This is a genomic window from Microlunatus elymi (genome assembly GCF_007362775.1).
GTDB lineage: Bacteria > Actinomycetota > Actinomycetes > Propionibacteriales > Propionibacteriaceae > Microlunatus > Microlunatus elymi.
In genome coordinates this window covers 2,528,745-2,540,159 of the sequence record NZ_CP041692.1, presented here as the reverse complement: position 1 = coordinate 2,540,159, position 11,415 = coordinate 2,528,745, and the positions used below count along the sequence as shown (strand labels likewise).

13 protein-coding genes are annotated in these 11,415 nt (G+C 67.0%); 6 read left to right on the top strand and 7 right to left on the bottom strand.

The window, feature by feature from the left end:
• Positions 1–4 precede the first annotated feature (4 nt).
• The 3 genes from FOE78_RS11485 to serB are packed head-to-tail and all read right to left on the bottom strand — an operon-like array spanning position 5 to position 2,516.
• Positions 5–457, bottom strand: a complete 453-nt coding sequence (locus tag FOE78_RS11485; RefSeq protein WP_143986408.1) for an NUDIX hydrolase — start codon at positions 455–457, stop codon at positions 5–7.
• Positions 458–492: 35 nt separating this feature from the next.
• Positions 493–1,302, bottom strand: a complete 810-nt coding sequence (locus FOE78_RS11480) for a carbon-nitrogen hydrolase family protein (protein WP_143986407.1) — start codon at positions 1,300–1,302, stop codon at positions 493–495.
• 2 nt (positions 1,303–1,304) lie between these two features.
• Positions 1,305–2,516 (bottom strand): phosphoserine phosphatase SerB, encoded by a 1,212-nt coding sequence (gene serB / locus FOE78_RS11475; RefSeq protein WP_228266165.1) that lies wholly within the window; start codon positions 2,514–2,516, stop codon positions 1,305–1,307.
• A 64-nt stretch (positions 2,517–2,580) separates the two neighbouring features.
• Between serB and FOE78_RS24155 the strand changes: the two genes are divergently transcribed.
• Complete coding sequence (locus FOE78_RS24155) at positions 2,581–2,895, top strand: MGMT family protein (protein WP_228266164.1); 315 nt, start codon at positions 2,581–2,583, stop codon at positions 2,893–2,895.
• A 194-nt stretch (positions 2,896–3,089) separates the two neighbouring features.
• A complete protein-coding gene (locus FOE78_RS11465; RefSeq protein WP_091413209.1) occupies positions 3,090–3,293 on the top strand; it encodes a cold-shock protein in 204 nt (67 codons plus the stop codon).
• A 63-nt stretch (positions 3,294–3,356) separates the two neighbouring features.
• On the opposite strand, the gene FOE78_RS11460 is transcribed toward FOE78_RS11465, so the two are convergent.
• Genes FOE78_RS11460 through FOE78_RS11450 form a run of 3 tightly spaced genes read right to left on the bottom strand, consistent with a single transcriptional unit; the run spans position 3,357 to position 6,864 of the window.
• A complete protein-coding gene (locus FOE78_RS11460; RefSeq protein WP_143986404.1) occupies positions 3,357–5,204 on the bottom strand; it encodes a hypothetical protein in 1,848 nt (615 codons plus the stop codon).
• A complete protein-coding gene (locus FOE78_RS11455; protein WP_143986403.1) occupies positions 5,201–5,941 on the bottom strand; it encodes a FadR/GntR family transcriptional regulator in 741 nt (246 codons plus the stop codon). The genes FOE78_RS11460 and FOE78_RS11455 overlap by 4 nt, the downstream gene beginning before the upstream one ends.
• Positions 5,942–5,946: 5 nt before the next feature.
• Positions 5,947–6,864: a nucleoside hydrolase gene (locus FOE78_RS11450; protein WP_228266163.1), complete on the bottom strand. Its 918-nt coding sequence runs from the start codon at positions 6,862–6,864 to the stop codon at positions 5,947–5,949.
• Positions 6,865–6,976: 112 nt separating this feature from the next.
• Between FOE78_RS11450 and FOE78_RS11445 the strand changes: the two genes are divergently transcribed.
• From FOE78_RS11445 to FOE78_RS11430, 4 genes are read left to right on the top strand one after another with little or no spacing between them, the layout of a single operon-like run.
• A complete protein-coding gene (locus FOE78_RS11445; protein WP_143986401.1) occupies positions 6,977–8,410 on the top strand; it encodes an MFS transporter in 1,434 nt (477 codons plus the stop codon).
• A complete protein-coding gene (locus FOE78_RS11440; protein ID WP_143986400.1) occupies positions 8,407–9,207 on the top strand; it encodes a sugar phosphate isomerase/epimerase family protein in 801 nt (266 codons plus the stop codon). The genes FOE78_RS11445 and FOE78_RS11440 overlap by 4 nt, the downstream gene beginning before the upstream one ends.
• The gene (locus FOE78_RS11435; RefSeq protein WP_143986399.1) at positions 9,200–10,066 is read left to right on the top strand and encodes a phosphogluconate dehydrogenase C-terminal domain-containing protein; all 867 of its coding nucleotides are present in this window, start codon (positions 9,200–9,202) and stop codon (positions 10,064–10,066) included. Before FOE78_RS11440 ends, FOE78_RS11435 begins: the two co-directional genes overlap by 8 nt.
• Before the next feature lie 11 nt (positions 10,067–10,077).
• The gene (locus FOE78_RS11430) at positions 10,078–10,833 is read left to right on the top strand and encodes an SDR family NAD(P)-dependent oxidoreductase (protein ID WP_143986398.1); all 756 of its coding nucleotides are present in this window, start codon (positions 10,078–10,080) and stop codon (positions 10,831–10,833) included.
• A 31-nt stretch (positions 10,834–10,864) separates the two neighbouring features.
• Here the strand turns inward: FOE78_RS11430 and FOE78_RS11425 are convergent, their stop codons facing one another.
• The gene (locus FOE78_RS11425; RefSeq protein ID WP_143986397.1) at positions 10,865–11,362 is read right to left on the bottom strand and encodes a CAP domain-containing protein; all 498 of its coding nucleotides are present in this window, start codon (positions 11,360–11,362) and stop codon (positions 10,865–10,867) included.
• Positions 11,363–11,415 lie beyond the last annotated feature (53 nt).

Genomic DNA, 11,415 nt, shown 5'->3' with positions numbered 1-11,415 from the left:
CGGGTCAGCGCGCGAGCTGTTGCCAGGCGTCGATGCCGATCGCGACGATGTCGGCGTGTGGTTCGTCGACGACCTTGTCGATCGGCAGCCAATCGGCTCGATCGGTGGTGCCGCCGACCTCCAGCGTGCCCACGGTGCCGCCGGTCACGGCTGCGGTGTAGAGGATCCGAACCGCCTTGTACGGCCGCCGGCCGGGATCCCGGGTGGTGAAGGTGCTGGTGGTCAACGGCAGACCGAGCTCGACGTCGTAGCCGGTCTCCTCCTTGGCCTCACGCACGATGGCCTGCTCGATGCTCTCCTCGTACTCGACTCCGCCGCCGGGCAACGACCAGCATTGCCGGGCCCGGCCGTTCCTGCCGCCGTTGAACCAGCTGAGCAGGATCCGATCGGTGCCGGTCGAATCGTCGACGATCACCGCGTACGCGGCCAACCGGGTGTCGTAGTCGGAGAAGTGCACCCGCCCGACCCTATCGGGGCAGCTACCGCCGAGACTCAGAATTTGCGATTCGCCAGCACCGGAATGCTCTTGCGGACCTCGGGCACGCGGGACGGATCGATGTCGGCCACCAGCAGTTCCGGTTCGGCGCCGGCGCCGGCGATCGCCGAACCGGTCGGGTCGATCACCGCGCTGTAACCGACGCCGGTCGGTGCACTGCCTCGGGGTCTGATCCCGCGGGTGGCCGGATCGGCCTGGCCGACGGCGGCGACGAAGCAGGTGCTGTCCAGCGCGCGGGCCTGGGTGAGCAGCTGCCACTGTTCGATCTTGGTCGGTCCGGCACCCCAGGATGCGGAGACCACGATCAATTCGGCACCGCGCTCGGCCAGCGTGGTGTAGAGCCCCGGGAAACGCACGTCGTAACAGATCGTCAGTCCGACCCGGACGCCACCGACGTCGATGATCACCGGGTCACGGCCCGGCACGACGCTGTCCGACTCGGCGAATCCGAACGCGTCGAACAGGTGGATCTTGCGATAGCAGGAAACGCCGCCGGGACCCGTCGCCACCAGAGTGTTGATCACCTTCTGGCGGCCGTCCGGTCCACGTTCTCCGCCGGGTGTGAAGACGCCCGCCACAGCGGTGAGCCGATGCCGATTCGCCACCCGGGTCAGCCCGGTCACCCACGGCCCGTCCAACGGCTCGGCGATGGTGTCCAGCCGGTTCCCGAACGCACACATCGTCGCCTCGGGGAAGATCACCAACTCGGCTCCGGCGTCGGCAGCCCGGCCGAGCTGATCTTCGACCATCGCCAAGTTGGCGGACTTGTCGCCGGAGCTGATCACCTGTGCCAGTGCGAGTCGCATCGTCACTCCCGTGTCCCGGCGGCGAGTTCGCCATGATCGACATCGCTGCCGCGTAGCCCGAGCATGAACAGGATCGCATCCAGATACGGCACCGAGACGGTCACCTCGGCCTGATCGCGAACCGCGGGTTTGGCGTTGAATGCGATCCCCATCCCCGCCACCGAGAGCATGTCAAGATCATTGGCGCCGTCGCCGATGGCCACCGTCTGCGACAGCGGAACCCCTTCGGCAGCGGCGATCCGGCCCAGTAGCTCGGCCTTGCCGGCGCGGTCGACGACGGCTCCGATGATCTCACCGGTGAGCCGTCCGTCGACGATCTCGATGGTGTTGGCGTAGGCGTGATCAAGATCGAGTTGATCTTGCAGCCAGTCGGTGAAGACGGTGAAGCCGCCGCTGACGATGGCGACCGCGTAGCCGAGCCTTTTCAACGTACGTACGAAGGTTCGGGCTCCCGGGGTGAGCCGGATCCGGCCGCGGACGCGCTCGATCGCCTCGCCGTCGAGCCCTTTCAGCAAACGGACCCGCTCCCGCAGCGAACCCTCGAAGTCGAGTTCACCCCGCATGGCCCGTTCGGTGATCGCGCCCACCTGATCCGAGCAGCCGGCCTCCTCGGCCAGCAGATCGATCATCTCGTTCCTGATCAAGGTCGAGTCGACGTCCATCACCACCAGCCGCTTGGCACGGCGTTCCAGTCCGCCTGCCTGGACGGCGATGTCGACCTGATGATCACGGGCCACCTGCAGCAGCCGGCGCCTCAGTTCGGCCACGTCGCCGGCGATCACCGAGAAGTCGTACGCGATCACCGGCTCGGTCGCCAGCCGGACGATCCGGTCGATATTGCCGCCGGTGTCTGCCACCACGCCGGACACCGCGGCCAGGCCGGCCGGGGTGAGCTGCTCGCCGAGCACGGTGACCGCATGCCGCGGCAACCGGGCCCGCTGCGAGGTGGCCTCGACCTGCTCGAAATCGACCGACAAGCCCTCGGTGTGACCCCAGTAGAGGATGTCGCGGATCAGGCCGGAGTCGGCGCGGTCCAGCCGGGCCAGCACATCCAGGGTGAGTTGTTCGCGAACGACCAGCTGCTCCATGTCCTCGACCGCGGCGCCGGCGCCGTCCAGCAGCCCGAGCAGGTCGTGCACCACCCGCGGCCGGTCCCGGCCGGTCACCCTGATCAGCAACGGCGCCGCGGACTGCGTGCTCAAACCTTCTCCCACGTCGCACCAATCTAGACGAGCGATCAGTGGTCCCTTCTGCCGCACCCGATGCGAGGATAGGCCGGTGCGTGAGGACTTCGTCGAGGCCGTGCTCAGCGCGGTCGAGTTGATTCCGCCCGGCCAGGTGGCCAGCTACGGCGACCTGGCCGAGTACGTGGGCAGCGGCGGACCTCGCCAGATCGGCAGCGTGATGTCGCACTACGGCGGCGCCGTCTGCTGGTGGCGGGTCGTCCGGGCCGACGGGCGACCGGCCGACGGGCTGGAGGTTCGCGCTCTGCAACAGTTACGCGCCGAGGGAGCGCCGATCCGCGGCGATCGGGTGATCATGAAACGAGCACGCTGGCGCGGACCGAGTGCATCCGACGGATCCGGCGAATGATCACCGTCGGGATACGCATCCTGGTCCGGGGTTCCCAGCTCTGCCAACTTGTGACAGGCTAGGCGTGCTGTTGCAAGTGCTCTGTGTCGTGGTAAGTGCTACGCCCGGTGACTTTTGCGTGGGCGCGGCGAGCGTCCGGCAGCGCTGGAGCCGTGAGGTGCGGTTTCAGATGCAAGATGCTAGGAGATGTGTTCATGGCGCAGGGAACCGTCAAGTGGTTCAATGCCGAAAAGGGCTACGGCTTCATTGCCGTGGACGGCGGCGGCCCGGACGTATTCGTGCACTACAGCGCGATCGAGTCCACCGGATTCCGGACCCTCGACGAGGGCCAGCGGGTGGAGTTCCAGACCACCCAGGGCCCGAAGGGTCCGCAGGCTGATCAAGTTCACGCGATCTGATCTTGATCTCCCGCTTCACCAGAAACCCCGGCATCGTCACGGTGCCGGGGTTTCTGCGCATGATCACTCCATGATCGGTCGGTCAATGATCACCCGGACGCTGCCATAACCATCGATCCGCAGTTCGACGCCGTCGGTGATCATGGTCTGCGACGCCGGCCCGAGATGATCAACAAGCCGGGCGCGGGCATCGCCGATGTTGATCACGGCCTGCTCGGCGGTGAGGTTGCCGATCACGAATTGGACACCGGCTTCGTACTGCTGCGCAATCACGCCGCACCGGCCGGTGATCAACTGCAACCCCATCGGGTCCTGTAGCACACCGGCCCGGCTCAGCCAGTCGATCACCTGACCGGCGGGCGTCAGGGATCCGTCGTCACGGCGGATCCCGCGCGGGCCCGCGGTCTCGTACAGCGTCAGGCTCAGCACGCCGGGAATCGCCAGTGCGGCGATGCTCGCGATCGTCCAGCCGGCCAGTGCAATCGAGTCCTGCCGCGGATCGGTGGCCTCCGGCACGGTCTGCGGTCCGTATCCGTCGTCGGCGGTTTCATGATCATCGGGTACGAAGGGTGTGCTGGCGACGGCGTTGAACCGGGGGCGCAACGTCACCGGTCCGATGTGAACACCGCGGTCGCCGGCGAGACGCACGGCCTGCTCGGCAACGATTCGCTGTACCGGCAGGGATTCCAACACCTGTGCGCGGCTGCGATCGTGCATCTGCGGAGTCACGCTGAAGGTGAGCGCGCCGAGCAGATCGTCGAACTCCTCCACATGCCGATTCAGTTCGGTGAAGTGGGCCCTGGTCCCGCCGACCAGCTCGACGGCCTGACCTTGATCATTCAGGGCGCCGCGCAGTTCCTCGATCAGCGGCGCATCACTGAGGCTCGTGGCTCGGGAGTAGACGCCGATCCTGGCCACGCCGGCCATCGCAGGATTGCGGGCCAACTCCTCGACCACCGGCCGGATCTGCGACGCCTCCGCCGCCACGATCCGGATGTCCAGTGTTCCGTCATCCGCTTCGGCAGCAGCTCGCCGCAGGACATCGCGCCACCGCGGCTCGTCCGCCGGGATCTCCACCAGCACGGGCATCCCCGCAACCGTGGGCACGGTCGGCGCAGTGCAGGCACCGAGCTGCAGCGTCGGCAGCGTCGTGGTCGTGGGCATGATCAACAACCGATCAGCGGACTCTTCCACGGCGCCCGTCGCCGTGCAGTGCAGCTGGAGTGCCTGCTCCACGCGCGCACCCGCCGGCAGGTCCACCGGGAACGGCTGATCCAGCGGGGTTGAGTAGGTCTTGTACGAGGCGTCGGTCCAGTTCCGCTGATCCTCCATCTCGAAGACGTCGCCGGCGAACTGTGCCGAGCAGTCGATCCCGGCTGCCTGCCAGCGATATCCGGTGACGTCGCGGGCCGGCTGATGTGGCGCGACCTGGGACGGGAACTGGGTCTCGGTCGTGGTGTCGTCGGGATGGATGATCTCCAACGCGCTGCCGGCCTGTGACGGCTGCTGCAGCATGATCAGACCGATCCGGTTCCGCCGGAACGGCACCAACGCGGTTGCGGCGGCGTGCACCCGAAGGGTCGCTTCCTCGAAGGTCGCGGTGAGGGTCCAGTCCATCACGTCGCGTCGGCCGAAACGGCTGCGTACGTTGAGAACCAGCGTGTTGTCGCCGGCAGAAGCGACGCTGACCGAGCCGTCGTCGGCGGTGCGCCAGTCGTGATCTCGGATGACGAATCGAATCGCCCGCAGCACGGTCCGGCCGGAAAAACGGAGGTCGGCCAGTTCGCTGCCCCGCAGGGCCAATTGCCACTGGCCACAGCTGACCGGGCGATCGGCTGGTTGATCATCCCGCCAGAGCCGGCTCAGGTCCTCGCCGACCGGGCCGATGTTGATCTTGGGGTTTCCGATCACGCGTCCTCCGTCGAGCGCACCCGCCGGCTGGCGGTCAACATGTGTTTGCGCATCGCGGCTGCGGCCTTGCGGGCACTCCCGCTCTCGATCGCCTGATGGATGATCAAGTGCTCGCGGTAGGCGTCCTCGGCCTGGTCCCGGGTGGACAGTCCGCGCCGGGTCCACAACTGCAGCAGGGATCGGATGGTCTGCAGCAGGTCGGCCAGGACCTCGTTGCCGGCGGCGTGCGCGATGGAGGCATGGAATCGGATGTCGGCCTCGATGAAGTCGTCCGGCGAGTCAAGATTCGCCTTCATCCGGTCCAGATACTTCGCCTGGGCCTGAAGATCATCCTGGCTTGCCCGGGCGGCTGCCGACTCGGCCGCCGTGGCCTCCAGGCTGGAACGCAACTCGAGCAGGTCATCGGTCCGCGAGGCGGCCAGCATCAGCCCCCAGCTCAGCGTCTTGGGCAGCAGCTCCGACGCACCGCCCTGCAGGTAGGTGCCGGACCCCGGCCGGACCTGGACGATGCCGAGAATCTCCAATGAGGCAAGGGCTTCACGGACTGCCGAGCGTCCGACTCCGAGCCGTTCGGCCAGCGTCCGCTCGGGTGGCAGCCGGGAGCCGGGCGCAAGATCGCCGGAGGTCAGCAACTCCAACAGTTGACGGGCCACCACGGCCGACGGTGAACCGGCGGGTACGGCGTTCAACTCCAGCTGGATGCCGGCCGGATCGTCGTCGGAGAATGCGGGAGACATGACGCTCAGATTAGGGGGTCGTGCTCGCGTCCGAAGCGACGGATCTTGGCGAACATGTCTTCGAGCAGGAAGCGAACGTCCACGAATTCGCAGACCTTGACGGGGTGGCCGGAGCCGGCCAGATAGGCGCCGTTGGATCCGAACCGTGGCGCCGGCACGGTGCGGAACTGGCCGCTCAGCGGGAACATCATCAGGCCGATCGCCGGCGAGTCCCCGAGCGAGCGGGATTCGATCGGCTCGGCGTGGTGCGTCGCGTTCCACTCCACCAGTTGCGTGATCAAGTAGTCGGCGAGTTTGCTGGTGCCGCCGATGCGTTCGGACAACTCCGCGTACCCGACCGAGACCTTGGTGTAGACCGAGGACGGCACCTGCCAGACGGTGATGCCCGAATCGAAGACCACGTTGGCCGCGGCGATGTCGTTGGACAGGTTGAACTCGATCCGGTCGCCCGACGGCTGCTCGCGATAGCCGAACCCGCCGATCCAGATCACCACCACGTTCCGCTGTCGCAGCTCGGGATCGAGCAGGATCGCCGAGGCCAGGTCGGTCAACGGGCCGAGAAAGGCCACGTACAGCGGATCGCCGGGACCGGCCAGCTTGCTCTCCTCGATGATCATCCGGGCGCCGGGTGATTCGGCCGGCGTGGACTCATCAGGGATGGCCGAGGGCGCGCCGTCGGCGACCGGCACCTGGCCCGTACGGCCGAGCAACTCGAGCAGCAGATCGATCTCCGCCCGCGACTCCTGCATGCTGCGGTCGGTCCGCCGGGTGCCGAAGTGGGCGGCGATCAGGCCGCGCAGATCGAACATCGGCGTCAACACCCCGTGCACGATGGCGAACTGATCATCCGCCTCGTTCTTGGCGTCGGTGTTGATGATCACGCGCCGGCGTCGCGACGGTGCATTCCAGCTCTCGGCAGCCACAGCCATGCTCCTGTCGGGGGGCCTGTGATGGCCGCAACCCTAGCATTGGTCAACCGGTTGGGCGGATACGAATTGGTCAACCGGTTGACAGCTTCAGGGCGACGGGTGCAGGATGAATCGCACCGGCGATCCGTACGGATCGCCGGTCGCCAAGCATCAATTCCCAGGAGTCGTCGTGGACACCATCCCGCCTCCGGGCCGTCCGTCCCCCGAGCGCAGCGCCATCCGCAAGATCTCGATCCGGATCGTGCCGTTCGTCGCGCTGATGTTCTTCATCAACTTCCTCGACCGGACCGCGATCTCCTTCGCGGCACCGAACGGGATGGAGCAGGACCTCGGGCTGACCGCGGCTCAGTTCGGCCTCGCCTCCGGTGTCTTCTTCATCGGCTACATCATCTTGGAGGTCCCCTCCAACCTCGCTCTGCATCGCTACGGAGCGCGCCGCTGGCTGGCCCGGATCATGGTCTCCTGGGGCATCGTGTCGCTGCTGTTCGTCTGGGTGCAGAACTTCCCGCAGCTGGTCGCACTGCGATTCCTGCTCGGCGTGGCCGAGGCCGGTTTCTTCCCCGGCGCGATCCTGTTCCTGTCCAGCTGGGTGCCGGCGGCCTACCGCGGTCGCATCCTGGCGTTGTTCTATCTGGCCCAGCCGCTGACCAGCGTGATCGGCGCTCCGTTGGCCGGACTGCTGCTGCAGCAACACGGGGCACTCGGCCTGGCCGGCTGGCGATTCATGTTCCTCGGCGTCTCGATCCCGGCGATCATCATCGGTGTGGTGTGCTGGTTCTACCTCAAGGACAAGCCCGCCGACGCCGGCTGGCTCACCGGCCCGGAACGGTCCTGGCTGGAGCAGTCGCTGGCCCGCGAGGAGGCCGCCAAACAGCCGGAGCAGAAGGCCAAGGGCGGCCTGCGGGCCGCGTTCGGGTCCGGCCGGGTCTGGGTGCTCTGCCTGGTCTACTTCGGTTTCATCTACGGCCTGTACGCGCTGTCGTTCTTCCTGCCGACGATCATCAACGGCTTCCAGGATCAGTACCACGTCGAGATCGGCACCCTGACCCAGGGACTGATCACCGCCATCCCGTACGTGCCGGCCGCGATCGCCTTGTGGTTCTGGACTCGGGACGCCACCCGGCGCGGACTGCGCACCTGGCACATCGCAATCCCGGCCCTGGTCGGCGGCGTCAGCATCCCGCTGGCCCTGTTCGCCGGCTCCTTGGCCGCGACCGTCGCGGTGATCTCGATCACGGCGATGTCGATCTTCGCCGCACTGCCGAACTTCTGGACGCTGCCGACCCGGTTCCTGTCCGGTGCCGGCGCCGCCGCTGGGGTCGCCTTGATCAACACTGTCGGCAACATCGCCGGCTTCGCCGCCCCGTACGTCACCGGTGGTGTGCATGATTGGACCGGCGGCTACCAGGTGCCGATGATCATCGTCGGCTTCTTCATGGTGTTGTCGGCGGTCCTGATCACCCTGCTGGCTCGCCGGACACCGCAGGCCCAGCAGGCGCCGCAGTCGGCGCCGTCCACGGCCGAGGAGCTCGGCTCATGATCGGAACCGGAACCTACGCCTACTTCTGGCGGATGTCGGATCAGGTCGACCAGCCGATCTCGTTGGACGACGCATTGCGGGACACGGCGGCACACGACCTGCATCTGTTCCAGATCTGCGATCACGATCCGCTGACCACCGCGACCGATCAACGACTGGACGAGATCCTCAAGCTGGCAACAGATCTCGGCATCGAGCTCGAGGTCGGCACCAAGGGCACCGACGAAGATCAGCTGCACCGCCACCTGCAGATCGCAACCCGGCTGGAGGCGAAACTTGTCCGTTCGATGTGGACCGCAGGCGACGATCGACCCGACGCGGCGGAGACCGAACGCCGGCTGCGGGCGGTGCTGCCGGCCTACGAAAAAGCCGGCGTCACGCTGGCGTTGGAGACCTACGAACAGGTCCCCACTGCGGCGCTGATCGAGGTGATCGAGAAGATCGACTCACCGTCGCTGGGGATCGTGCTCGATCCCGCCAACACGGTGGCCAACCTCGAACTGCCCGACGACGTCACCCGACGCTGCGCACCGTACGTGAGGAACTGGCACGTCAAGGATTTCGACTTCACCCGATCCCCCGGCTGGGTCGGCTTCCACTACTCCGGCGTCCCGATCGGCACCGGCCGCCTGGACTACGACGGCATCCGAGAGCTGATCGAACCCGACCGGCGCAGGATCAACCAGATCATCGAGTTCTGGCTGCCCTGGCAGGGAGATCCCGCAGCCACCGTACGGACCGAAGAAACCTGGACCAACGACACCATCACCTATCTGAGGAGCAAGCAGCATGACTGACACCACCGCCCCAGCACTCACCGTCGCCGTGATCGGCGCCGGCGGCAAGATGGGCACCCGGGTCTCCAACAACCTGGCCAAGAGCGATTACCACACTCTCTACAGCGAGAACTCGGCTGCCGGCCAGGAAGCGATCAAGGCGCTCGGCCGGGAGATCACCCCGACCGACCAGGCGGTGCAGGCCGCCGACGTGGTCATCCTGGCAGTGCCGGATGTCGTTCTGGGCAAGGTATCCGAGGCGGTCGTGCCGCGGCTGAAGTCGGGCGCGATCCTGCTCACCCTGGATCCGGCGGCCGCCTATGCCGGTCTGCTGGCGCAGCGCGACGACGTGCATTACGCCGTTGCCCACCCGTGTCATCCGTCGGTGTTCCTGGAGCGGACCAGCAAGGAGGAGTGGGACGACACCTTCGGCGGAATCGCCGCCCCACAAGAGGTTGTCGCCGCCCTGGAGGAGGACGACGACGAGATCCGGGCGATCGCCGAGGCCGTCATCTCCACGATCTACGCGCCGGTGATCGCGGTGCACTGGGTCACCGTGAAGCAGCTCGCGGTGTTGGAGCCGACCCTGGTCGAGACCATCGCCTGCATGATCGGCGACTTCCTGCACGAGGCACTGGAGGAAACGGTCAACACCGTCGGCGTTCCCCGCGAGGCCGCCCGGGCGATCCTGTGGGGCCACACCTGGATCGCGCTGACCAACGGGCTGCGCGGATCGAATCCGTTCTCCGACGCCTGCCATATCGCGATGGGCTACGGCCGCGAGTCGATCATCAAGGACGACTGGAAGAAGATCTTCGACGACAGCGAGCTGGACTCGGTGATCGCCAAGATGCTCAAGATCGACGCGGTCCGTCGGTAAGGTCGACTGCCATGACGGATCGCCTGCAGCACAAGACAATCCTGGTCACCGGAGCGGGTTCGGGCATCGGCCGAGCTATCGCCGATCGGTTCGTCACCGAGGGTGCTCGGGTGGTCTACTCCGATCGTGATCATCAGGCCGCCACCACTGCGGCCGGTGATCATGATCGGGCCCGCAACCTCGCATTGGACATCAGCGACGAAGCCAGCGTGGTCGAGGGTTTCGAGAAGTTGATCAACGATGGCTGGGCGCCCGATGTGGTGGTGGCCAACGCCGGGGTGCAACTGTTCGGCCAGGACGCGCCGATCGCCGACGCGTCGCTGGAGATCTGGCGAAAGACCATCGACATCAACCTGACCGGCACCTTCCTGACCGTACGGCAGGCGGTCCGCACCATGCTGCCTCGTGGCGGTGGCTCGATCATCCTCACCGGCAGCCCGACCGGGCTGAACGGTGAGGGCAGGGACTTCACCGCGTACAGCTCGTCCAAGGCCGGCATCCACGGCCTCGGCCGGGCCGTCGCGGCCGCGTACGCCGATCGGGGCATCCGAGTCAACACGGTGGTCCCCGGGTACACTGAAACCCCTTTGGTGACAGCGATCTCAGGCGATCCGGCCGAACGTGCGGCGATCACCTCACGGATCCCGCTGGGCCGTCCGGGCCGGGCCGAGGACGTGGTCGGCGTGATGGTCTTCCTGGCCAGCGACGAGTCTTCGTACGCCACCGGGTCGATCTTCCGGGTGGACGGCGGGATGACCGCGCTGTAGGTCGCCGGGTGCTGCAGCCGGCGCGAAGGGATCAGTGCCGGCCGAACACGTGCGAGACCCACCACCGGCCGTGGCTGTCCTTGTAGGCACCGAGCCCGTAGCGGCGGTACTGCTTGCGCAGAATGTTCTCCCGGTGTCCCGGCGACTTCATCCAGGCCTTGGTGACGGCGGCCGGGGTCGGGTAGCCCACAGCGATGTTCTCGCCCACCCAGGTCAGGTCGCAGGCGCGCAGGATCGGGTGCAGATCCTGATGGTGCAGCTTCTGGTGCTTGGCCATCCAGGTCGCCTGAGCCTCGGCGTAACGGTCCAGGCAGGAGCCCCAGCTGAGCTTCACCAGGCCGCGCTTGGTCCGTTCGTGATTGGTGAGCCGGGCGACCGACTGCTCGTAGTCGTGCCCCATCGAGGCGGCCTCGGCCGGTGCGAGCGGACCGCCGAGCACGGCCGTGGCACCCATCAGCACGGTGGTGACGAATCCGACGACGACCTTGCGGCCGGCACCGGCCGAAGCGAATCGGGACGATCGAGTCATGGCTTGCCTCCTCGGGTCCGGCCACGATCCTCGCTGCTGCGACCGGTGTCAAG